The following is a 24,659-nucleotide window of genomic DNA, read 5'->3' as shown; positions in this document are numbered from 1 at the left end:
ATATAGATATGAAGACGATAAAAAATACAATGATTGTTGCCCTGATGATGATTGGTGGAGCAGCGATTGCACAGAGCGGAATTAAAAAGCCTGTTTTTGAAAAACAGGGAGATTTAATTAAAGGAACTTATTATTATGAAGACGGAAATATTAGGCAGGAAGGTACGTACAAGAATGGAGAGCTCCACGGGAAATGGATTTCTTACGACGAGAACGGTGAAAAGACAGCCTCCGCAAAGTATAACAGCGGCGAAAAAGTTGGTACATGGCTTTTTTGGGAAGGTGATAAGATTAAGCAGGTAGAATATAGATCTAACCAAATAGTATCGGTTGATGATTTATCTTCTGAATCTAAATTAGCGATTAACGAAGATTAAATTTAATCTTTAAAAAATAAAAAAAAAGCCCCGATAAAATTGGGGCTTTTTTTGTTTAGCTATTTGCTAACTTTTGCCGTTTTCTGGCATTTCTTTTATTCCGTGTTTTAACTTTTGCACGATTAACCAGGTAAAACATTACCGGTACTACAATTAAGGTTAGGAAGGTTGCGAACACTAATCCAAAAATTACAGTCCACGCTAATGGACCCCAAAAGATCACGTTATCTCCACCAATGTAAATTCCCGGTGCATAGTCAATCATCAATCCAAAGAAGTCGATATTAAATCCTATGGCTAATGGAATTAAACCAAGTACTGTGGTTATCGCAGTTAATAATACAGGTCGTAATCTTGATCGACCACCTCTAACAATACATTCAAAATATTGCGCTTTAGTAAGTAGATCATTTTCTTCGATTCCTAATTCATTTTTCTTTCTGTCAATAAGAATCTGAGTGTAATCAATAAGTACAATTGCATTATTTACTACGATACCTGCAAGAGAAATAATTCCCATCATCGTCATAATGATCACAAAATCCATCTGGAAAATAATCAATCCAAAGAATACACCTACTAAACTTAAGACTACCGCACTAACTATAATTATCGGTTTAGATAATGAATTAAATTGAGCTACCAGAATCAATAATATCCCGCCAATAGCAATTAGAAGTGCTTTTAATAAGAAAGCCATGTTGTCTTCCTGTTCTTCCTGCTCACCAGTAAAAGCAAAATTCATTTCCTCTGGTAATTCATAATTCTGAAGTTCAGTTTTTAACTGGGCAACAATTTCGTTGGCATTGTAATCCCCAAGAACATTCGAATAAACGGTAATGACTCTTTTTAAATCCTTTCTTTTAATAGCGCTAAAAGAAGAAGTGGCATCAGTTTCAACTAAAGATGAAATTGGCACCTGCACGGTTTCCCCGTTGTTTTGATTTTTGAAGGTTATGGGTTGATTAAACAATGCATTTTCATCGTATCTAAATTCATCCCCAAAACGTACATTTACTTCATAATCATCATCACCATTTTTATAAGTCGAAATTTCTTCGCCATAAATTGCACGACGCAAGGTTTGTCCCACAGCTACAGTGGAAACTCCAAGTTGTCCTGCTTTTCTTCGATCGACCTTAACTTGTAATTCAGCTTTAGATTTATTTACATCAATTTTAAGTTCTTCGATTCCTTCGATGCTTAAATTCTGAATGTAAGAACGCATATTCTCGGCTTCAGCAAGCATTTCTTCATAGTTTTCGCCTCGAAGCTCGATATTAATTGGATAACCAGCCGGTGGGCCAGCGGCATCTTTTTCGACAATAATAGAAGCACCCGGAAAGCCTTGAACGGCCTGGCGAATTTCTTCCATCACTTCACTACTTTTTACTCCTCTACGCTCATTAAACTCACGCATCGATAAGGTTATTTTTCCCTTATGAGGCATTTCGTTTTGCTGGCCGCCATCTGTTTGAGGATTTCCTGCACCTTCACCAACTTGAGAAACGGCAGATTCTACCATATAATTATAACCATCATCATTATACTTTTCGATGGCATCATAGATCCTTTGTTCAACTTGTTTGGTTAGCTCATTCGTTTTTTGAATATCTGTACCTTCTGGATATTCGATATACGTGATAATTTGCTTAGGTTCATTTTCAGGGAAAAACAATACGTTTGGTTGTACAGCCCCAATTAAAATAAATGAAGCGATAAGCATAATCACTGTTCCGAAGAAAAACGCATAAGCTCTTTTTCCTTTCAAGGCGTATTTAAGCGTATCCTCATAAGAATTCTCTAACTTCTTTAAAGCGGTAAACTGGAAATAAGCAATAGCTCTAGTAAGCAGATATTTGTAAATCCATAAAAGGATCACCACTAAAATCAAGATATTTCCTATTCCTCTAAAGGCACCAATGTCTAATAGAAATCCACTCAATAAAAAGAGAATTCCTAAAGCACCAAAAATAATAGAGGATCTGATAAGTTTCTTTTTAGTCATTTCCTCTTCTTCAGTTTTCATAAACTGAGAAGTTAACATCGAGTTTATAATAAGAGCTACAAATAAAGAGGATCCTAATACTATAGATAATGTTATAGGAAAGATCATCATAAATTTACCAATAGTACCTGGCCATAAACCTAAAGGGAAGAAGGCTGCAAGTGTAGTTGCAGTAGAGGCAATAATAGGCCACGCAATTTCACCAAGTCCTTGTTTAGCTGCTTTGGTGCGCGACATACCTTCGTCCATTAAGGTATACACGTTTTCTACAACCACGATACCATTATCTACCAACATACCTAGTCCCATTACCAATGCAAAAAGAACCATGGTATTTAGTGTATATCCTAAACTAGATAATACGATGTAAGATAAGAACATAGAAAGTGGTATCGCTAAACCTACAAATAGTGCGTTTCTAAATCCTAAGAAAAACATGAGTACTAAAACCACCAATATTACCCCAAAGATGATATTGTTTACCAAATCGTCTACCTGAGTCTGTGTTTTTGTAGACTGGTCGTTAGAATATGAGATATTAAGATCTTCTGGTAAGTAATTCTCTTTCTCTGTGCTGATGATTTCTTTAATGCTCTCAACAGCCTCGATCATGTTTTTTCCGCCACGTTTTTTGATGTCTAACATCACAACGGGCGTACCTTTTTCTCTTGCAAAAGTGGTCGCATCTTTTTCCTTGAAATTGATATCTGCGATATCTTTCAGAAAGATATTTCCGCCTTCACGTTTTACGATTACATTTTCAAGTTCTGCTGGATCCTGAATTTCACCAACAACTCTAATGTTTTTCTGAATACCACTGGTAATCACATTTCCTGCAGAAATTGTTTTATTTTCGAGACTAACAGCATTGATGATATCATCAAAACTTACCTGCGAAGCCGACATTTTATAAATATCTACAGCAATTTCTACCTCCATTTCTTCAGCACCACGAATGCTTGCTTCTTTAATTTGAGGAAGCAATTCTATTTTATCCTGAAGGTATTCAGCGTAAGTTTTTAATTGCTGAACTGGATAATCTCCCGTAAGATTGATGTTTAATATCGGTTGCTCTTCAGAAAGGTTAAGATCAAAAACATTTGGTTCTACCTTGGCGCCGTTATCTAAGGTTGGCCAGGTAGTTTCAGCTTTCACTAAATCAACTTTATCTTTAACTTTAGTTTTCGCAACATCAACACTAATATCTTCTTCAAACTCAACAATTACAATCGAGTAATCCTGAAGGGTAGTAGAGGTGATTTCTTTAATGCCTGCAATATCATTAAACTCCTCTTCTAAAGGTTCGGTGATAAACTTTTCTACGTCCTCGGCAGAGTTTCCTGGGTTAACCGAGCTTACGTAAATCTTAGTCTCTATAATTTCGGGAAAAGCTTCACGAGGCATTCCGTAATAAGAAAGCAAACCACCAAGCATAATGATCGCAATAATAACGTAAACCGTCATTTTGTTGTCGATCGCCCAGGAGGAGAGCTTAAATTCTTTATCTATACTATTCATTTTTTAGTTTTTGCTAATTTTTACTTCCTGTCCGTCTCTTAAACTCTTGCTGCCTTCTACAATTAAAGTTGCACCAGCTTCTAAACCTTCTGTAACTTCAATCTTGTTGTTATAAACGTAACCAGTTTTGATAATGTTTTTCTTAGCGACACCTGTGCTGTCTGTTTTGCTTTCGAGAGTATACACGACACTTTCGCCTAAAGAATTTTTCTGAACAGTATTCTCTGGAATAGTAATGGCACCTTCAGCCGTATAGTCATTAAGTAAAATTGTAGCAATCTGATTCGGTTTTATTAATCGATCAGGATTAGGGATAGCAATTTTTACACGGAATGTCCTATTTGCAGGGTTGATATTGTTTCCAACTTCAGTTACTTTTCCTTCGTAATTTTGACCAACAGAACTAATCATTACTTTTACTGAAGTCCCCTTCTGAATTTTAGATAAGTAATTCTCTGGAACTGCTGCTTCAACATACATATTGCTGAGATTGATAATCCTTAAAAGCTGGCTTTGCCCAGGGCTTACAACTTCTCCCTGATTGCTAATGATCTCGTCTATCACACCACTAAATGGAGCCGTAACAGTAGTTTTTGCAAGCTGAGATTTTAGTTGCTCTGCTGCTTTTTGAGACGCTTCGTAGTTTGTTTTGGCTTCTAAATACTGAATTTCAGATCCGATATTTTGATCCCAAAGTCTCTTTTGACGTTCGTAGGTAGTTTTTGCAAGGGTAGCCTGTGCTTCAGATTGTGCGACCTGGCTGGATAATCCGCCATCATCGATTTTGGCTAAAACCTGTCCTTTATTTACTTTATCACCCTCCTGTACATAGATTCTATCTAAAATTCCGGAATATTCTGGGTAGACAATAATATTCTCGTCGGTAGCCACATCACCTTGTACTTCGGCATAATGCGCAAACGTGCTATCTGCTATTTTTTGCGTAGTTACCAGATTAAGGTTTTTGTTTTTATCGAGTTTGTTAATTTCTTCATCTAACCTATTAATATCTGAAGTAATTGAGCTTTGTTCTTTGCTAAGCTCAGATTTACGTGCTCTAATTTCAGAAAGATTTCCTTCTTCAATTAATTGATCCACCGATTTTTCGTTGTCGTTTCCACAAGCGGCGAGTAAAAGAGAAACACTAAAAATTGCTGCTAATTTTTTCATATGGCGGGGGTAATTATTCTTGATCTTCATATTTAGTTGTATCTAATAAATTTTCTAACTCAACCTTAGTTGTAATTACGTTAAGCATAGATTGTAAGTAATCCTGTTGTGCGGTGTAAAGCTGTCTTTGTGCTTCGTTTAACTCGAAACTACTGGCAACTCCTTCTTCAAATTTAATTTTGTTCTTATTTTCGATACGTTCAGATAAGGCAAGATTTTTCTTTTGCACCTGGTAATTATCTAAACTATACTCGTATTCTGTTTTAGCAGAATTGATTTGTTGCTTCACTTCGTTTTCGGTGTACTCTAAATCCATAAGAGCTTGCTCTAGCGCAATTTTTTGTTGTTGCGTTCTTGCTGATCGCATACCGCTGCTAAAAATGGGGATATTCAGACTTATTCCTAAAACAGACTGATCGAAATAATCCTGATTATCAGTTAAGAATGTGAATTTTTGACTAAACCCTTGATATCCATAGTTAACATAACCTGTTAGCGAAGGGAGCGCTTTTGCTTGCTCCAGCTTCACCTCAATTTCTGCAGATTCTGCGGTGTTTTTTGCAATCCTGTAATCAATATTATCTTCTACCGGGATTTCTTTTTCTAAAATGGCCAAGTCGAAATATTGCATGGCTAAGGCTTCTAGCTCTTCGGTAAGTGTGATATCAGCTTCAACTGGAAGTCCCAAGGTGATATTGAGCATTTCGTAAGCAATTTGTTTCATTCGCTTACTTCTATTCAGATTGTTTTTCAAAGTTAACAGCGTGATTTCAAGTTGCTCTACATCTTCCTCTTCTGCCAGTCCATTTTCAAAAGTTGCTTTGGTTTCGTCGTAGGTACTTTGTACGCTTTCTACATTCATTTTAAGAATGTCCACATTTTCTTCAGCTAAAAGAACGTTACCATAGGCATTTATAACACCTTTTTTTACTTCCTGATCGGTTTTTGTTTTTGCATTTTCGGTAATCTGAAGCAATGTTTTTGCAGATTGGATTCCTACGATGTACGAACCATCAAATATTATTTGATTCCAAGTTGCAGTAGCATTCATGCTCTGCTTGGTTCCAAAAACCACAGGTATAAAACCGCCAGGAGGGCTTACCGATACATTATTTCTATTTACGTTGTCAAAATACTTTTCTACAATATTTACTGTACTTTGGGTGTTATCAAAAGCTGCTGCAGGTAGTAAGGAAACAGGTTGTTTTAGATTATTTTGATAATCTGCAGCAGCACTTATCTGTGGTAAGCCCTGTGCGATAATTTCCCATTTTTGTTTTAGCGAAATCGCAATATCTTTTTGGGCATTAACAGCCTCTACATTGTGATCCAATCCATATCGAATGGCTTCTTCCAAAGAAAAAGAATAGGATTGGGGTGCATTATCAGTTTGGGCGTATAATCCCGTGCTGATAACTAAAAACATGGCAAATAAACTTTTAGTTAGTTTCTGTCTCATTATAATTTAATAGATCTTCTAAAATTTGTAATCCTTTTTTGGTGGCAATTCCTCTTATGTGATATTCTATGAAAAGCTGAAACAAATCGCTTTTGTTATACTGTTCTGGTGGGAAAATAGAAGTGTCTCTTACGTTTTGGAGTCCGTAGTGGTATATTTTGCATATAAAATTTGTATCCACGTCTTCTCTAAAAAGTCCTTCGTCTATTCCGCGGGTAACGTTTTCTGTAATACTACATTGTATCGTTTCACATTTGGTGCTTTCTACGTTTTCAAAAATTTCCGGATAATATTTTTGTAATTGAAACTGAGGTGATGATTTCTCATCTTTTAAAAAAATACTAACCTGTTTTTTCACTTCAAAGAGTTCTTCGATAGCGTTTATGTCTTTTTTCTTTATTTCAGCTATCCTATCCTGAATTTTGTATAAAATATTGAAGGCAACATCATGCACCAGTTTTGTCTTGGTGGTATAGTTGGCGTAAATGGTTTTTTTAGAAATGCCAAGTTTGGCGGCAATATCGTCCATAGTGACGCTTTTAAAGCCGTATTCCAAAAACATCTCTGTTGCCATATTTAAAATGTGGTCTTTCAATTTTTAAAAATTTGTGACAAATGTAGTCTACGGAAACTTTTAAAACAAATAAAGTTTCCAGAGTTTTTATAAATATTTAATCCTTGCTTTAAATTTGAAATTATTGCAATTATGGTATTTTAGCGCAAAATTTATTTTAATGCTGGCTATTACAGAGTATCGCGAGGTTTTTTTGGACTATTTAAATAATAAATTGAAAATTAAAGAACCCGCTAATCTTTATGAACCAATGGTTTATATTCTTGGTTTAGGCGGAAAAAGGTTGCGGCCAGTATTAGTATTAATGGCAACCGATATTTTTGAGAAAGAGCACAAAGAAGCGCTGGATGCTGCATTAGCGATCGAAATTTTCCATAATTTTTCTTTAGTGCATGATGATATTATGGACGATGCTCCTTTAAGAAGAGGAAAGCAAACTGTCCATGAAAAGTGGGATATAAATACCGGAATATTATCAGGTGATGCCATGCTGATAAACGCCTATCAACTTTTCGAAAATTATGAAGGCGATACTTTTAAAGAATTAGCGAAGCTTTTTACAAAAACTGCTATCGAAGTATGCGAAGGACAGCAATATGATATCGATTTTGAAACCAGGGAAGATGTAAGTATCGATGATTACCTAAAAATGATCGAATACAAGACAGCGGTATTGGTTGGTGCTTCCTTACAAATGGGCGCAATTGTAGCGCAGGTTGATGAGGATTGTAAAAAAGCCATTTATCAATTTGGTAGATTATTAGGAATCGCTTTTCAACTTCAGGACGATTATTTAGACGCATTTGGCGATCCAAAAACTTTTGGTAAGCAGGTGGGGGGCGATATTATAGAAAATAAGAAGACATTTTTATTTCTGAAGTCTTTAGAAGCATCCACTAAAGATGAAGCAAAACAACTAGAATACCTATATTCTATAAATCCGGAAGATAATTCTGGTAAGATTGAAACTGTTAAAGCTATATTTAAAAGTAGTGGAGCGGCGGCGTCTACCAAAAAAGAGATCGAAAAATACACCAATTTGGCTTTCGATGTTTTAGATGGTATTTCTATTCCTGAAGAAAAGAAAACACCTTTGCGTGATTTTGGAAAAATGCTAATGAGTAGAACGGTTTAATTGAACCAGTACTTTTCAGATTTATTTTTTTTCCGAATTAACCAGTTTCATCTTTTTAAGCTGAACGCGTATTTTTATAGCCGGTTTGGCATAAATTTCCTTAATTTTAATCCCTTTCTAATTTCTTTTACGTTTTAAATTATCATATTCGTAATAGATTTAGCGAATTACTGCTCAGGTTGATTAGTAGCATTGTTAAAATTCCTTTAATGAATAGAATAAAACTATTAAATGCTACAACCAGTTTTTTTTAAAAATTGTACTTTTGCTATGTTTTACACTTTATAGAAACATTAGTTTCCACTTATGGATAGATTTTCATTTCTTAATGCCGCACATACAGCATATTTTGCCGAATTATACGATCAATATTTACAATATCCCGATAGTGTAGAGCCCAGTTGGAGGGCTTTCTTTCAGGGTTTTGATTTTGGAATGGAGCAAAACGGTGTTTCGTCTGATGTTTTAGATGAAGCTCCGGTAACGTTTGAGGAAGGCGCAATGCCAGATCACGTTTTTAAAGAATTTCAAGTTATTCGCTTAATCGACGGATATCGTACACGCGGACATTTATTTACAAAAACTAATCCCGTTAGGGAAAGAAGAAAATACGAGCCTACATTAGATATCGAAACCTTTGGGTTAAGCAAGGACGATTTAGATACTACATTTAGTGCAGGTGATATTTTAGGTATTGGACCTAATAAGTTAAAAGATATAATCAAGCATCTCGAAAATATTTACTGCGACTCTATAGGAGTGGAGTATATGTTTATTAGAAAGCCTGAAGAAATCGATTGGATTCAGAAAAAACTGAATGTCAACGAAAACCATCCTGATTTCGAGACTGACAGGAAAAAGCAGATATTAAGAAAGCTGAATGAAGCTGTTGCTTTTGAAGGTTTTTTACATAGAAAATACGTTGGTCAAAAACGATTTTCACTTGAAGGTGGAGAAACTTTAATTCCTGCGCTAGACGCGTTAATTGAAGGAGCTGCTGAAAAAGGCGTTAAAGATTTTGTGATGGGTATGGCTCACCGAGGTCGATTAAATACCTTAACTAATATCTTCGGTAAATCAGCCAAGGATATTTTTAGCGAATTTGACGGTAAAGATTACGAGCAGGATATTTTCGACGGTGATGTGAAATATCATTTAGGTTGGACGTCCTGTCGTAGCACAAGTAGTGGTAAAGAAATTAATATAAATATTGCTCCAAATCCATCTCACTTAGAGACAGTGGGTCCTGTGGTAGAAGGAATTGCAAGAGCAAAAAGAGATCGTCGATATAGTGGTGATCCTTCTAAAGTATTGCCAATCGTTGTACACGGTGATGCAGCAGTTGCTGCCCAAGGTGTAGTTTACGAAGTAGTGCAAATGGCGAAGTTAGAAGGCTACGAAAATGCAGGTACTATTCATATCGTGGTGAATAACCAGATAGGTTTTACTACGAATTATTTAGATGCTAGATCTTCTACTTATTGTACAGATGTAGCTAAAGTTACCTTGTCTCCGGTACTTCACGTTAATGCAGATGATGCTGAAGCTGTAGTTCATGCAGTCTTGTTTGCATTAGATTTTAGAATGCAGTTTAAGCGTGATGTATTTATCGACTTATTAGGATATAGAAAATACGGACATAACGAAGGTGATGAGCCTAGATTTACTCAGCCAAAACTTTATAAAGCAATAGCGAAGCATAAAAATGCTAGAGATATTTATGCTGAAAAACTTATAAAGGATGGAATAATCGACGAATCTTACATCGAGAAGCTTGAGAATGATTACAAAACCAAGCTTGAAGAAGACTTAGAAGATTCTAGAAAAGAAGATACTACGAGAATCACTCCATTTATGGAAGATGAGTGGGATGGTTACGAAAATGTGCAGGAAGATCGAATGATCGAAGATATCGATACTACTGTAAAGATAGACGAGTTAGATAGAGTTGCGAAGGCTATATCTAAACTTCCTGAAGGCAAGAAATTCCTTAAAAAGGTTAATAAAATTATCAACCTAAGGGAAAAAATGTACTTTGAGGATAATAAGCTCGACTGGTCTATGGGAGAGCATCTGGCTTACGGTACATTAATGGCAGAAGGATTTAATATTCGCCTTACCGGCCAGGATAGTGAGCGAGGTACTTTTTCTCACCGTCATGCCGTTGTTAAAGTTGAAGACAGTGAAGAAGAAATTATTCTTCATAATAATATAGAAGGTAGAGAAGGAGACTTCTTTATATACAATTCTCCTTTATCTGAATATGGCGTTGTAGGATTTGATTATGGTTATGCCATGGCAAGTCCAAATACACTTACTATATGGGAGGCTCAGTTTGGAGATTTTGTAAACGGAGCTCAGATCATGATCGATCAGTATATTTCTGCTGCAGAAGACAAGTGGAAATTGCAAAATGGATTAGTGATGTTTCTTCCTCATGGATATGAAGGGCAGGGAGCAGAACACTCTTCAGCAAGAATGGAACGTTTTCTTCAGCTATGTGCTAAGGATAATATGTTTGTTGCCGATGTTACAACTCCGGCGAATATGTTCCATTTGCTAAGAAGACAGATGAAATTTGGTTTCAGAAAACCATTAATTATCTTCACTCCGAAGAGTTTATTAAGACATTCCAGAGTAAATTCAACTAAAGAAGAATTTGCTGAAGGATCTTTTAAAATGCTTATTGACGATCCAGAAGCTAAAGCAGACAAAGTGAAAACTTTAGTATTCTGTACCGGTAAGTTTTATTACGATCTTTTAGAGTATAAAGAAGAAAATGAGCGTGATGATGTTGCTTTAGTAAGAATAGAGCAATTATTCCCACTTCCTGTAGAGAAGATGAGAGAAGTCATGAACAAATATAAAAACGCAGATGATGTTGTTTGGGCACAAGAAGAACCTAAAAACATGGGAGCGTACGGTCATATGTTAATGCATATAGACGAAGCGAAAAAATTTAGATGTTGTAGTCGTAAATTCTACGGTTCTCCGGCAGCTGGTAGTGCAGTTCGCTTTAAGAAAAGACACCAACGCGTTATTGATTGTGTGTTTGATAAATCACTAAGTGAAGATTAATTAAATTAGAATAAATTTTCTGGCTTATCCAGAAAGCAAAATAAAAAAGAAGAACATGGCCTTAGAAATGAAAGTTCCATCCCCGGTGAATCTATAACCGAAGTAGAAATCGCAGAATGGTTGGTAGAAGATGGGGACTACGTTGAAAAAGATCAGGCAATAGCTGAAGTCGATAGTGATAAAGCTACCCTGGAATTACCTGCTGAAGCTAGCGGGATTATTACTCTAAAAGCAGAAGAAGGCGATACCGTTGGTGTTGGCGAAGTAGTTTGCTTAATCGATACTGAAGCTGATAAACCTGGTGGAGGAGATGATGACAGCAAGGATGAAAGTGCAGAAGAAGAGGTAAAAGAAGAGCAGGAAGAAAAAGAATCTAAGGAAGATAGCGATAAAGCTCCAGCGAAAACTGAAGAGCCATCTAAATCTTCAACGCCTTCTCAAAAACAAGATAGCCATGCTTCTGGTAGTCCATCACCCGCAGCTAAAAAGATCTTAGATGAAAAAGGAATCGATCCTAAATCTGTAGATGGTAGTGGTAGAGATGGTAGAATTACAAAAGACGATGCTGTACAGGCAAAAGCTTCTATGGGAACTCCGGGAACAGGAAAACGCGGAGAATCTCGTAAGAAAATGTCTATGCTTAGACGTAAGGTAGCAGAGCGTTTAGTAGCTGCTAAAAGTGAAACTGCAATGCTAACTACTTTTAACGAAGTAGACATGTCTTCTATTTACGTCCTAAGAAAAAAATACAAAGAAGAATTTAAAGATAAGCATGGTGTGAGTTTAGGATTTATGTCCTTTTTTACGCTTGCAGTTGTTCGTGCTTTGGATATGTATCCTGATGTTAACTCGATGATCGATGGAGATTTTCAGGTGAAATATGATTACAAAGATGTTAGTATTGCTGTGTCAGGACCAAAAGGTTTGATGGTGCCGGTAGTACGAAACGCAGAGAACTTAAGCTTTAGAGGAGTTGAAGAAGAAGTAAAAAGACTTGCGTTAAAAGCTCGTGATGGTAAAATTACTGTAGATGAAATGACAGGAGGAACTTTTACTATTACTAACGGAGGCGTTTTTGGATCTATGATGTCTACTCCTATAATTAATCCTCCACAGAGTGGTATCTTAGGAATGCATAATATTGTAGATCGTCCTGTAGCTATCGATGGTCACGTAGAAATTAGACCAATGATGTATGTGGCGCTATCTTACGATCACCGTATTGTAGATGGTAAAGAGTCTGTTGGTTTCTTGGTAGCAATAAAAGAAGCAATAGAAAATCCAGAAGAATTATTAATGGATAATGATGTAAAAAGAGCTTTAGAGCTTTAAGAATTACGATCCATGTTCAAATAAAAAAGGGAAGCGAAAGCTTCCCTTTTTAAGTTTTAGTTGGTTAGGTAAATCAGGTTAATGATAAACCAGGCTAAGAATATTCATAAATAAAATTCCTATAACTGCAAGTACAAGGATGTATGATGCTGGATGGGGTTTTAAATATTTTTTCTTAGCGTAAAACATAAATCTAACATTGGTTGTTCAAATTTATATTTAATTAGGGAGCTTCGAAAGGGGAGAAAACCCCTATTTTAAGAAAAGCGTTTTAGATTTGTAATCTATAATGGCCTTGCCTTTTTTAAGAATATCGGCACCAATGATACCATGTACTTTTTCAGCATCGTGCTGTAATAAAGCTTCGTTCACATGGCGAAGATCAAAAAGAACGAGATCTACTTTTTTCTTTTTCCAACCTTTTATTTCAATTTTGTTTTTTTGCGATATCTGGGTAAGCATATTAGAGGCTCCCGCTCCCGCTGCTTTAACATCACTATCTTCAGGTAAAAGGTCGAAGTGTTCTATGCTATCTATACCAACACATGTGCTCGATGCTCCTGTATCTACGATAAAGTTTCCTTCAATCTTATTAATTTTAGCTGTTATTTCTAGATGATTCGTTTTAGTGAACTTAAATTTTATGCTTTCATATCCTTTTTCTTTCAGGATTTTCTTAATACTCGCCATTCTTTTTAATTTTGAACAAAGATAGGTTTTCAAAATAAATTATTTTTGCAAACATGATTATAACAGATACACATACACATTTATATAGCGAGTCTTTTGATGAAGATCGTGATACCATGATACAGCGGGCAATAGATGCTAAAGTTGAGCGGTTTTTTATTCCGGCAATCGATTCTACTTACGCAGATAGAATGTACGATTTGGAAAAGTCTTTTCCCGATCATGTTCATTTAATGATGGGACTACATCCAACTCATGTTCAGGAAAATTTTAGAGAAGAGCTTCAATTTGTCGAAAATCAATTTCAGCAAAGAGATTTTATAGCAGTAGGTGAGATTGGTATCGATTTGTATTGGGATAAAAGCACGCTTGCCATTCAGCAGGAAGCTTTTAGATTTCAAATTAAGTTGGCGAAGAAGTACAAATTACCAATCGTTATTCATTGTAGAGAAGCTTTTGAGGAAGTTTTTGAAATTTTAGAAGAAGAAAAAGGAGAAGACCTTTTCGGCATTTTTCATTGTTTTACTGGAACAGAAGAACATGCGAAAAGGGCTATCTCTTACAATCTGAAGTTAGGAATTGGTGGTGTCGTAACTTTTAAGAATGGTAAGATCGATAAATTCCTAAACGCTATTCCTTTGAAGAATATTGTGTTAGAAACCGATGCGCCATATCTCGCTCCAACACCATATAGAGGTAAGCGAAACGAATCTTCCTATATTATTAATATTGCTGAAAAATTAGCTGAAATTTATGAGAAGCCTTTAGAAGAAATTGCTGAAATCACAACACAGAATTCGAAAGATATATTCGGTATTTAAACTGAAATTAGTTAATTTTTTGTTCATTTGCTTAATAAGCCAGACACGTGCGAGACTTTGAAGATATAAGATTTTACAACGATAAGGAGGTCCAGGAGGCCCTTCAGTATTACATTAAACATCCAATGATGAAGGCACTCCTTCATTTTACGTTTCCGGAGAAATCTTCCGAGGAAATTAAGAATATTGTGTTTAGCTGTAAAAGTATCCGGGATTTTCAAACTAAAATTATTTATCATTCCGTAGGGAAAATCATTGAAAAAAGTACCGACGGACTCACAGATAGCGGATTCGAAAAATTAAAACCTGGAGAATCCTACTTATTTCTTTCGACGCATCGTGATATTATTTTAGATACCTCCTTATTAAATTATACTCTTTATAATCACGATTTAGTAATGACGGCTTCTGCTATTGGAGATAATCTAGTGCAGAAAACCTTTTTGATGGCCCTTTCTAAACTTAATAGAAATTTTCTTGTTCGCAGAAAGTTGAGTCCGCGAGAAATGTTTAAAAGTTCTTTGGAACTTTCTACTTTTATACGCCAGATGCTGATGGAAGATAAACGATCGGTATGGATGGCGCAGCGTGAGGGTCGAACTAAAGATGGTAGCGATTACACGCAACAAGGGGTTTTAAAAATGCTTGGAATGGCTAAAGGCGATTTAAGTTTGCCTGAATATTTTGGAAAACTTAAAATTGTGCCGATTTCGATATCGTATGAGTTCGATCCTACCGATGTTTTAAAAATGCCTGAAATTCTTTCTAAAAGAATGAAAGAGAAATATGTAAAAGCACCAGATGAAGATTTTAAATCTATCATTCAGGGTATTTTAGGTATTAAGGGAAGAATTCATATTAATGCTGGGGATGTAATGGAGCCAACTATGTTTGGCAAAATCGAAAATGATTTTGGTTCTGTTAATGAACAATTGGGTGAAATAGCGAACAAAGTGGATAATGAAATCCATAAGAACTATGCGCTATGGCCTTCAAATTATATCGCTCATGATTTGTTGAATAATACAGATCTTTATACTTCAAAATATTCAGATAAAGATAAAAGGCGTTTTGAAAGACGTTTAAAGCGTAGAGTAGATTTTAAAAATTCACTCGAGCTTAATAGTTATCTTTTAATGTATGCTAATCCTGTAATTAACAAAGAAGCGGTGGATGGCAAACAAGGCTAGAATTCTCTTGTTATATACTGGTGGTACTATTGGTATGACCAAGGATTATAGTACTGGTGCTCTTAAGCCTTTCAATTTCAACGATCTTTTGCAGAATATTCCTGAATTGAATATTCTGGAAAATGAAATAGATACTTTAAGTTTTGAGCATCCTATAGATTCTTCAGATATGAATCCTGAAGAATGGAAGAAAATTGCAACGATTATTTATGAAAGTTATGAAGCCTACGATGGTTTTGTGATTTTGCATGGTAGCGATACAATGTCTTACACGGCTTCTGCGATAAGTTTTATGTTTGAAAATCTAAATAAGCCCGTAATATTTACGGGTTCTCAATTACCGATAGGTGATTTGAGGACAGACGCTAAGGAAAATTTGATTACGAGCATTCAGATCGCAGGTTTGCAGAAAAATGGATGTCCTGTAGTTACTGAAGTTGGTTTGTATTTTGAATATAAGTTATACAGGGCAAATAGAACAACTAAAATAAATGCGGAACATTTTCAGGCATTTGCCTCTTTGAATTATCCACCCTTGGCCGAATCTGGAGTACATTTGTCGGTAAACTCTAAAACGCTCTGGAAACAAAGTAGAAAGCAAGCCCTGAAGTTACATGTGAATTTCAATACCGATGTACTAGTTTTAAAAATGTTCCCCGGTATTACTAAAGACATGGTAAATCATATTTTTAGTTATCCTAACTTGAAGGGTGTTGTATTAGAAACTTATGGTAGTGGTAATGCGCCAACTCAACCATGGTTCTTAGATCTACTTGAAGAAAAAATCAATAATGGTCTTAAAATCGTTAATGTTACTCAATGTGCAGGTGGTAGTGTAGCTATGGGTAATTATGAGACCAGCGTTGCCATGAAGAAAATTGGTGTAGTTTCGGGAAAAGACATTACAACCGAGGCTGCAATTGCTAAATTAATGTATCTTTTGGATAAAAATTTAACACATAAAGTCTTTAAAACTATATATGAAACCTCGTTGAGAGGTGAAATGTCGTAAAATTAACGAATCATACTTGATGGTGAACAAATTTTTTTGTTATTTGGCGCACCGTTTAAAACATGAAAATAGAGAGGTGGCCGAGTGGTCGAAGGCGCACGCCTGGAAAGTGTGTATACGCCAAAAGCGTATCGAGGGTTCGAATCCCTTCCTCTCTGCTGGTGTTTTTATTGAAAAATTATTTTTATATCTTTAACCCTTTAACTAATTAAATTAAGACAAACAGTAATGAAAAGATTATTTTCTATTTTGGTAATCGCTGCGATTATGGTGTTAGGTGCCGGTAATCTGAAGGCAGCAAACATGGTAAACACATTGCCAGGTACGATAGCGACTTTCGTTCAACAGGACGATGAAGCTGCGGCAACTGCTGATGCAGACGAAGAAACTTTAGGTTTTCATCAGGAATTAAAAAAACGTTTTATTGAAGGTGGTGCTGGATTCATGGGTATCGTTCTTCTTTGTCTTATTCTTGGTTTGGCAATTGCCATTGAGAGAATTATCTTCCTTAATCTTGCGACTACTAATACTAAAAAATTAGCTCGTAACGTAGAAGAAGCATTGAATAGTGGTGGTATCGAAGCTGCTAAAGAAGTATGTAGAAATACAAGAGGACCTGTAGCTTCTATTTACTATCAAGGACTTGACCGTGCTAACGAAAACATCGAATCTGCAGAGAAAGCAGTAGTTGCTTACGGTGGTGTTCAAATGGGACAGTTAGAGAAAAACGTATCTTGGGTATCTTTATTTATCGCTCTTGCTCCTATGCTTGGGTTTATGGGTACGGTAATTGGTATGATCCAGGCATTTGATAGAATTGAGGCTGCTGGTGATATGCAACCATCTCTTGTTGCTGGAGGTATTAAAGTAGCACTTCTTACTACGGTATTTGGACTTATTGTTGCAATTATCCTTCAGATTTTCTATAACTATATCATCGCTAAGATTGATAGTATCGTAAACGATATGGAAGATGCTTCTATCTTGTTAATCGATATGCTTGTAGATTACAAAAACAAAAAGAGAGTTTAATTAGATCTGACTATAAAAGTTATGACATTACATAAAATTTTAAAATATGTTGCGTTAGTTATTGGCGTGCTTGGGCTTATCTTTTTAGGTAGGGTTATTGCAGCCGGTGACGAAGCAATAGAGGCATCAGTTGATGTTCAAAATAGCGTTCTAGAGCCGATGATGTGGATCTCATATCTTGTTTTAGGAGTTGTTATAGCATTAGTTGTGATATTTGTGATTGCCGGTTTATTTAGAGGCAATATTAAAAATACCATTATAGGAATTGTAGCATTTGCAGTAGTGATTTTAATTGCATACTTCTCTACTAGCGGTTACGAACATACTACAAGTACAGGTGAGTATGTAAGTGCGTCCACAGATCATTGGGCGGGAGCTGGTTTAGTAGCTTTTTACATTTTGGCTGCATTAGCAATTTTATCTATGGTATTTTCAGGAGTGAAAAAACTAATAAGTTAAGAACCTATGGCTAGAAGATCATCACCCGAAGTAAATGCGGGATCTATGGCAGATATTGCTTTCTTACTTCTTATCTTCTTCTTGGTAACTACAACCATCGAGACCGATAAGGGTATTAGTAGGAAGTTACCGCCATGGCAAGACGAAGATATTCCGGATCCACCAAAGATTAAACAAAGAAACATTTTTACTGTTGTATTAAACAGTAATAATGATTTGTTGGTGGAAGACGAAGAAATGGAATTGAAAGATCTGCGTCAAGCTGCTTTTAATTTCTTAGATAACGGAGGAGGATCAGGAAGTGAAGCCTGTAATTTTTGTCAGGGAGCAGGAAGCGCTGAATCTTCTGTAAACCCACAAAAAGCTATTATCTCTTTACAAAATAACAGAGGTACTGAGTATGGTACTTATATCGCCGTTCAGAATGAATTGGTGGCTGCTTATAATGAATTGAGAGATAGAGAGGCTCAACGTATGTACGGAACTTCATTTGTTAATTTGGAAGCAGAATATAATGATCCAAAAACAGGTGAAGGTAGAAAGGAATCTTTAAAAGAGAAAATCGAATCTATTAAGGATTTGATTCCTCAAAAGCTTTCTGAAGCAGAGCCTAAAGGTTAACAGCCTTTTTAACACTAAATTTAATTTGACCATTTATTATGTCTAAATTTAAAAAGAAAAAGTCTGGCGAATTACCTGCTATCAGTACGGCGTCGTTACCCGATATTGTATTTATGTTACTGTTTTTCTTTATGGTAGCGACAACGATGCGTGAGACCACGCTAATGGTTAAGAATTCATTACCTACTGCAGATCAAGTTGAAAAACTAGATAAAAAGGATTTGGTAATGTATATCTACGCCGGTAAGCCGAGCCAGAGATATCAGCAAAAATATGGTACAGAAGCTAGAATTCAGTTAAACGATAAGTTTGCAGATGTTAGCGAGGTACAATCTTTTATTTATTCTGAGAGAGATCAGAAAAGAGAAGAGTTAATACCATATTTAACTACAGCTTTAAAAGTCGATAAGGAAACTAATATGGGACTTGTGTCTGATATTAAACAAGAACTTAGAAAAGCTGAAGCGCTTAAGATTAACTATACTACCGTACAAGGAGATGCAACCCGAGTTCAGGATTGATCTAATTGTTTAGTTTTAAATAGTATTAAAAACATCCCATCCTTAATTCAGGATGGGATGTTTTTTTATATTTACTTTGGATTGCATGTACTAGAATTTCATGAAATATAAGTTTCTAATTTTACTATTTTTTGGTTTTGCTGCGAATGCGCAGCGAAGCAATCCTGCTTTTTCAGATAGTATTCCCACAGTTATCGATAGTAGCTACCGCGAAGATCAATTTTACTTTGGTTTAAGCTTTAATTTTATCACAGACCAGCCTGATTTTTTAGATCAAAACGGTTTTTCTGCAGGTTTAAGTGGTGGATTTATTCGTGATATTCCTTTAAATAAAGATCGAAATGTTGGAATAGGAATTGGTCTTGGTCTAGCTTTTGACAGTTTTGGTCAAAACTTGTTTATAGGTGAAGATCAGGATGGCAATAGTATCTTCCGTAATTTGAATCAGGATGATATCGATTATAATTCAAATCGTTTTAATACCTTCCTAATTGAAGCGCCAATTCAGTTTAGATGGAGAACATCAACTTTTACATCTTATAAATTTTGGCGTATTTATACCGGCCTCAAATTAGGATATATATACCATTTCAGATCTGCGTTCAAGCAGGAAGGAAATACTGTGAAACAAAGTGATGTAGCCGAGTTAGAAAGATTTCGTTTAGGTGCTAGCTTCACCTTTGGTTATAGTACTTTCAATTTTCAGATTTATTATGGTCTAAATCCATTTTTCAAAGGTGTTATGGTAGAAGGAGAAGATGTGAACATTTCTACTTTACGTGTAGGTTTGATGTTTTATATTCTATAGCCAATAATAGAAGAGTAACGCTTGCGGCAAAATACCCGCTAAACTTCCCAATATTAATTCTGTGTTAGTGTGAGCTTTTAAGTAAAGCCTGGAGCTTGCGGTTAATCCAAGCGCGATTAAAAGTCCAGATGTAGCTAAGATCATATTAATGTGGAAATAACGGCTAAAAGCGATTAAAAAAGCGGTAAAACCAGCCAATCCCATCATATGCAAACTGATTTTTAATTTGAAAAGTGTGCATACATAAGCGATTGCAGTAGCGCCTAAAATTCCTACAAAATAGAAGTAAACCTCTGGATAATTATAGCGATCTAGAATTTGATTTAACACCATCAAGCAAAGAATGCTAAAAAAAAACAAAGGCCATTTGCGCTCTTCAACTTCACTCAAAGCCATATTCGTGACTTTGCCGAGATTTTTCAGAAGAAAGAAAAACACTATCGGAATAAACACCGTAATGATCGCTATTGCTAATAATTTAGCTTTAATTACTTCTTCAGGAAAAAACCGTGGTGTTAATTGAAAATAAAGTAAACTGCCCGCAAAAGGCATCCAAATGGGATGAAACAGATACGAAGCAAGCTTTAAAAAGACCTTCATTAAATTTCTTTACGTAAACGTGCTACAGGAATGTCCAGTTGCTCTCTATATTTTGCTACCGTTCTTCTAGCTATCGGGTATCCTTTATCTTTTAGAACTTTAGCAAGTTTTTCGTCTGTAAGTGGTTTTTTCTTGTCTTCCTCTTCAATAGACATCTCCAGGATTTTCTTGATTTCTCTTGTAGAAACATCTTCACCCTGATCGTTTTTCATTGATTCAGAAAAGAATTCTTTAATCAATTTTGTTCCATATGGCGTATCAACATATTTACTATTGGCCACACGAGAAACGGTAGACACATCCATTTCAATCTCGTCTGCAATATCCTTTAAGATCATCGGTCTAAGATTACGCTCATCACCGGTAAGAAAATATTCCTTCTGATAATGCATAATAGAACTCATTGTCACCATCAAGGTTTGCTGGCGTTGTTTAATTGCTTCAATAAACCATTTTGCAGCGTCCAGCTTCTGTTTTATAAACATCACTGCATCTTTCTGCTCTTTCGTCTTTTTCTTGCTTTCTTTATAACCTTTCAGCATATCGCTATAATCACGAGAAACGTGCATTTCTGGAGCATTCCTTCCGTTAAGGCTTAGCTCTAATTCGCCATCTGCGATTTTAATGGTAAAATCTGGGATAACATGCTCTACCATTCTGGTATTACCAGAATAGGCTCCGCCAGGTTTAGGATTTAAATGACTTATCACATCAATGGCATCTCTTAAATCGTCTTCAGAAATATCATGTTTGGAAAGCAACTTTGTGTAATGTCTTTTGCTGAAATGATCGAAAGAGGAATCGATAATCTCTGTAGCCATAGTTACCGCTCGTGTAGCTTCTTTCCTTTTTAACTGAATAAGCAAACATTCCTGAAGCGAACGTGCACCAACTCCGGCAGGATCCAAATCCTGAACTTTTCTAAGCACTTTTTCAACCGTTTCTTCATCGGTGTAGACATTTTGAGTGAACGCGAGATCATCTACCGTGTCCTGAATGTTTCTTCTTATATATCCACTCTCATCAATACTCCCTACTAGAAATTCGGCAATTTCATATTCATTGTCATTAAACCTTAATGTGTTTAGCTGATTTTTTAAATGTTGCGTAAAAGAAATTCCCGCCGCATAAGGCACATGCTTGTCTTCATCGTCTGCGCTATAATTATTGGCTTGCAAGCGATAATTTGGAACTTCATCGTCACTTAAATACTCATCGACATTAATATCTTCAGTATTAATCTCATTCTTGTCATCAAACTCAGCTTCAGAATCTCGGTTATCATAATCATCTTCATAATCGTACTCGTCGCGTTGCTCGTCTTTCCCGGTTTCTAACGCAGGATTTTCTTCAATTTCCTGTTTCATGCGCTGCTCAAAAGCCTGTGTAGGCAACTGAATAAGCTTCATCAACTGGATTTGTTGCGGCGATAGCTTTTGTGATAACTTAAAATTTAATTGCTGTTTTAGCATATAAAGTGATTTACCTTACTCGATATTTGAGATTTATAGATTTGATTTTACTCGAGAGTAACTTCAAATCTATGTTTTTTTTAAATGGAATTTCTGAATATTTCCAGAATATCTTCTAAACAAAAATACGGAAATGTTCGCTGATTGTACTTTGGCACAGTAGATGATTGTGGTAAATTTTTGTTAAGGAAGCTAAATATTACTTAGAAATCGATCAAATTTCTTCGGAAGTTTAATCTCAAAATCCATATTATTAAGATAAATTGGATGTTTGAAAGCTACGGAAGTAGAAGCTAGAAACAGACCTTTTGAAGATATACTTTCAGGAGATCCATATTGTTTTTCGCCTAAAATTGGATAATCATTATGAGCAAGATGAATTCGAATTTGGTGCGTCCTACCCGTAATAGGTTTGGCTGCGACCAAACTAAGATTGGTGCTTTTATATTCGATTTTTTTTAAAAGCTTAATCGAAGTTTTCGCATGTTTTTCTTCAATTTCATTTTCAAATAGTTGTTCTTGTTCAGGAAAATCACCTTCGACAATTGCTGTGTAAGTTTTCTGAATTTCTTTTTCCTGAAATTGCCTGTTTAACTCGATGAGGGCCTTATTTGTTTTAGCGCAAAGCAGGATTCCGCTTGTAGGATTGTCCAAACGATGTGCCGGCTGCGGAGCATCTAAACAATCGATAGCTTCGGAAGGTTTTAAATTAAAAGCTAACGCATTTTGTATAGTTTTGAAGTAATTTCCACTGGTAGGATAACCTGCAGGTTTATTGATTACCGCGATATAATCGTCTTCAAAAATCACCTCTATTTTTAAATTGAATGATTTTTGTCGAATTTCAGGTTGAAGTAATTCAATTTTTTGTCCTTCTGAAATCCAATCTCCAGTTTGGGCAATTTTACCATCAATTAAAATTAGCTGTTTTTTAATGGCTTTTTTAATTGCGCTTCGCGTGGTTAAAGATTCAAAAATAGTAGCAGCATATTCTTGCAGTCTGATAGTTTCAGGAAGTTTAGGGACAATATGAGTTTCTTTAATTTTCAAAAAAAATAAATTACATAGGATTATTTAACCAGCAATTGCTGCACTAAAAGTGAAGATAAAAAACTTTACAATTACATAAAAAGAAACTAAAATTCCTACAATTTCGAGAATACTGAGGGCTTTAATTTTTTCAGTAATAGTTTCTGAAAAAGCTTCCTACTTAAGAAGGATTGAAATGCAATTTAAATAAAAAACCTCACAGTTGTATCATGCTGTGAGGTATGATTTTATAAGAATCTATAGTTTAAAATTCTGCACTTTGTGGTGTTCTTGGGAAAGGAATTACGTCTCTAATATTTCCCATTCCTGTTACAAATTGTACCAAACGCTCAAAACCAAGTCCGAAACCGCTATGTACACAAGTACCAAATCTACGAGTGTCTAAATACCACCAAAGTTCTTCTTCTTCGATTCCTAACTCTTCCATTTTCTCCTGAAGAACATCTAAGCGCTCTTCTCTTTGAGATCCACCTACAATTTCTCCGATACCTGGGAATAGAATATCCATTGCACGAACGGTTTTACCGTCTTCGTTTAAGCGCATGTAGAATGCCTTAATTTTAGCAGGATAATCGAATAAAATTACCGGACATTTGAAGTGTTTTTCCACAAGAAAACGTTCATGCTCACTTTGCAAATCTGCACCCCATTCTTCGATAATATATTTGAATTTCTTCTTTTTATTCGGTTTCGAATTTTTAAGAATTTCTATAGCTTCCGTATAGCTAACGCGCTTAAAGTTATTTTCTAAAACGAAATTCAGCTTTTCGATTAAGCCCATATCGCTACGTTCAGCAGCCGGTTTCGATTTATCTTCATTAGCTAAACGCTCTTCTAAAAATGCAAGATCATCTTTGCAATTTTCGAGTACATATTTTACTACGTATTTAATGAAATCTTCCGCTAAATCCATGTTTTGATCAAGATCACAGAAAGCAATTTCTGGCTCGATCATCCAAAACTCCGCTAAATGTCTAGAGGTATTCGAATTTTCAGCTCTAAATGTTGGTCCGAAAGTATAGATCTGGCCTAATCCAAGTGCGAAAGTTTCTCCTTCTAATTGTCCAGAAACCGTAAGATTGGTCTCTTTTCCGAAGAAATCTTTTTTATAATCGATGCTGCCATCTTCTTTTTTTGGAGGATTTTTAAGATCAAAATTAGTAACCTTAAACATTTCACCAGCTCCTTCTGCATCACTACCTGTAATAATTGGAGTGTTTACATAATAGAAATTGTTTTGCTGAAAATAACTGTGAACAGCAAACGATAACTTTGATCGAACACGCATAATTGCTCCAAATGTATTTGTGCGTACTCGTAAATGTGCCTGCTCACGTAGCTTTTCTAAACTATGGCGTTTAGGAGAAAGTATAGTAAGTTTTACCTCTTCTGGATTCGCATCGCCAAGAATTTTCACTTCTTTAGCTTCAACTTCAACGCGCTGTTGTTTCCCTTCACTCTCTTTTAAAATCCCTTTTACATTAATGGCGGCGCCAACGGTGATTCTCTTAAGAGTTTCAGGATCAAATTTTTCAAAATCTATAACACATTGTATATTATTAATGGTAGATCCGTCATTTAAAGCAACAAAACGATTACTTCTAAACGAACGCACCCATCCGTTAATTTCAAACTCCTGTAAAAACTGGTTACTTTCTAATATTTCAGCAACTTTAGCCTGTATCATTTATTTTAGATTTAGAAAAGAAGCAAAGATAAAAATTTCCCTTTA

At 35.6% G+C, this 24,659-nt stretch carries 20 protein-coding genes, 1 tRNA gene and 1 pseudogene; 13 read left to right on the top strand and 9 right to left on the bottom strand.

Features of this window, described 5'->3' with window-relative positions:
- The first annotated feature begins 8 nt into the window (after positions 1-8).
- A complete protein-coding gene (locus QWY91_RS12475) occupies positions 9-377 on the top strand; it encodes a toxin-antitoxin system YwqK family antitoxin (protein ID WP_290235593.1) in 369 nt (122 codons plus the stop codon).
- A 55-nt stretch (positions 378-432) separates the two neighbouring features.
- Here QWY91_RS12475 and QWY91_RS12470 read toward each other — a convergent pair whose 3' ends face one another.
- From QWY91_RS12470 to QWY91_RS12455, 4 genes are read right to left on the bottom strand one after another with little or no spacing between them, the layout of a single operon-like run.
- A complete protein-coding gene (locus tag QWY91_RS12470; RefSeq protein ID WP_290235590.1) occupies positions 433-3,903 on the bottom strand; it encodes an efflux RND transporter permease subunit in 3,471 nt (1,156 codons plus the stop codon).
- Between the two features lie 3 nt (positions 3,904-3,906).
- Positions 3,907-5,073, bottom strand: a complete 1,167-nt coding sequence (locus QWY91_RS12465) for an efflux RND transporter periplasmic adaptor subunit (protein WP_290235588.1) — start codon at positions 5,071-5,073, stop codon at positions 3,907-3,909.
- 13 nt (positions 5,074-5,086) lie between these two features.
- Entirely contained in the window at positions 5,087-6,532 is a 1,446-nt protein-coding gene (locus QWY91_RS12460) for a TolC family protein (protein WP_290235586.1), read from the bottom strand.
- Complete coding sequence (locus tag QWY91_RS12455; RefSeq protein ID WP_290235584.1) at positions 6,513-7,127, bottom strand: TetR/AcrR family transcriptional regulator; 615 nt, start codon at positions 7,125-7,127, stop codon at positions 6,513-6,515. Before QWY91_RS12455 ends, QWY91_RS12460 begins: the two co-directional genes overlap by 20 nt.
- Before the next feature lie 139 nt (positions 7,128-7,266).
- Here QWY91_RS12455 and QWY91_RS12450 point away from each other — a divergent pair, with 139 nt between their 5' ends.
- From QWY91_RS12450 to odhB, 3 genes and pseudogenes are all read left to right on the top strand, one after another.
- Positions 7,267-8,241 carry a polyprenyl synthetase family protein gene (locus QWY91_RS12450; protein ID WP_290235583.1) on the top strand — a complete coding sequence of 325 codons (975 nt, stop codon included), beginning with the start codon at positions 7,267-7,269 and terminating at the stop codon, positions 8,239-8,241.
- 306 nt (positions 8,242-8,547) lie between these two features.
- Complete coding sequence (locus tag QWY91_RS12445; protein WP_290235581.1) at positions 8,548-11,319, top strand: 2-oxoglutarate dehydrogenase E1 component; 2,772 nt, start codon at positions 8,548-8,550, stop codon at positions 11,317-11,319.
- A 55-nt stretch (positions 11,320-11,374) separates the two neighbouring features.
- Positions 11,375-12,651 (top strand): annotated as a pseudogene (odhB, locus tag QWY91_RS12440) (2-oxoglutarate dehydrogenase complex dihydrolipoyllysine-residue succinyltransferase).
- Positions 12,652-12,903: 252 nt separating this feature from the next.
- On the opposite strand, the gene QWY91_RS12435 reads toward odhB, so the two are convergent.
- Positions 12,904-13,341 (bottom strand): retropepsin-like aspartic protease, encoded by a 438-nt coding sequence (locus tag QWY91_RS12435; protein ID WP_290235579.1) that lies wholly within the window; start codon positions 13,339-13,341, stop codon positions 12,904-12,906.
- 53 nt (positions 13,342-13,394) lie between these two features.
- Between QWY91_RS12435 and QWY91_RS12430 the strand changes: the two genes are divergently transcribed.
- The 9 genes from QWY91_RS12430 (at position 13,395) to QWY91_RS12390 (ending at position 19,805) form a co-directional block, all read left to right on the top strand.
- Positions 13,395-14,162 (top strand): TatD family hydrolase, encoded by a 768-nt coding sequence (locus QWY91_RS12430; protein ID WP_290235577.1) that lies wholly within the window; start codon positions 13,395-13,397, stop codon positions 14,160-14,162.
- Between the two features lie 47 nt (positions 14,163-14,209).
- The gene (locus QWY91_RS12425) at positions 14,210-15,352 is read left to right on the top strand and encodes a 1-acyl-sn-glycerol-3-phosphate acyltransferase (protein ID WP_290235574.1); all 1,143 of its coding nucleotides are present in this window, start codon (positions 14,210-14,212) and stop codon (positions 15,350-15,352) included.
- Positions 15,336-16,364, top strand: coding sequence for an asparaginase (locus tag QWY91_RS12420; RefSeq protein ID WP_290235573.1), 1,029 nt, complete (start codon positions 15,336-15,338; stop codon positions 16,362-16,364). The genes QWY91_RS12425 and QWY91_RS12420 overlap by 17 nt, the downstream gene beginning before the upstream one ends.
- A gap of 70 nt (positions 16,365-16,434) precedes the next feature.
- Positions 16,435-16,522 (top strand) — tRNA-Ser (locus QWY91_RS12415).
- 70 nt (positions 16,523-16,592) lie between these two features.
- Entirely contained in the window at positions 16,593-17,396 is an 804-nt protein-coding gene (locus QWY91_RS12410; protein WP_290235572.1) for a MotA/TolQ/ExbB proton channel family protein, read from the top strand.
- A gap of 21 nt (positions 17,397-17,417) precedes the next feature.
- Positions 17,418-17,855, top strand: coding sequence for a hypothetical protein (locus QWY91_RS12405; protein WP_290235571.1), 438 nt, complete (start codon positions 17,418-17,420; stop codon positions 17,853-17,855).
- 6 nt (positions 17,856-17,861) lie between these two features.
- On the top strand, positions 17,862-18,476 hold the full coding sequence (locus tag QWY91_RS12400; protein ID WP_290235569.1) for an ExbD/TolR family protein: 615 nt from the start codon (positions 17,862-17,864) through the stop codon (positions 18,474-18,476).
- A 38-nt stretch (positions 18,477-18,514) separates the two neighbouring features.
- Positions 18,515-18,997 (top strand): ExbD/TolR family protein, encoded by a 483-nt coding sequence (locus QWY91_RS12395; protein ID WP_290235568.1) that lies wholly within the window; start codon positions 18,515-18,517, stop codon positions 18,995-18,997.
- A 100-nt stretch (positions 18,998-19,097) separates the two neighbouring features.
- Positions 19,098-19,805, top strand: coding sequence for a porin family protein (locus QWY91_RS12390; RefSeq protein ID WP_290235567.1), 708 nt, complete (start codon positions 19,098-19,100; stop codon positions 19,803-19,805).
- Here the strand turns inward: QWY91_RS12390 and QWY91_RS12385 are convergent.
- From QWY91_RS12385 to asnS, 4 genes are all read right to left on the bottom strand, one after another.
- Complete coding sequence (locus QWY91_RS12385; RefSeq protein ID WP_290235565.1) at positions 19,800-20,405, bottom strand: hypothetical protein; 606 nt, start codon at positions 20,403-20,405, stop codon at positions 19,800-19,802. The two genes, QWY91_RS12390 and QWY91_RS12385, sit on opposite strands and share 6 nt — an antisense overlap.
- Positions 20,405-21,877: an RNA polymerase factor sigma-54 gene (gene rpoN, locus QWY91_RS12380; protein ID WP_290235564.1), complete on the bottom strand. Its 1,473-nt coding sequence runs from the start codon at positions 21,875-21,877 to the stop codon at positions 20,405-20,407. Before rpoN ends, QWY91_RS12385 begins: the two co-directional genes overlap by 1 nt.
- Before the next feature lie 192 nt (positions 21,878-22,069).
- Positions 22,070-22,927, bottom strand: coding sequence for an RluA family pseudouridine synthase (locus QWY91_RS12375; RefSeq protein WP_290235563.1), 858 nt, complete (start codon positions 22,925-22,927; stop codon positions 22,070-22,072).
- Between the two features lie 244 nt (positions 22,928-23,171).
- Positions 23,172-24,614 (bottom strand): asparagine--tRNA ligase, encoded by a 1,443-nt coding sequence (asnS, locus tag QWY91_RS12370; RefSeq protein ID WP_290235562.1) that lies wholly within the window; start codon positions 24,612-24,614, stop codon positions 23,172-23,174.
- Positions 24,615-24,659 lie beyond the last annotated feature (45 nt).

This window comes from Zunongwangia endophytica (assembly GCF_030409505.1).
In the GTDB taxonomy this organism is placed as follows: Bacteria; Bacteroidota; Bacteroidia; order Flavobacteriales; family Flavobacteriaceae; genus Zunongwangia; species Zunongwangia endophytica.
Note: the sequence above shows the minus strand (reverse complement) of the source record. Positions and strands in the feature narration are given on the sequence as shown.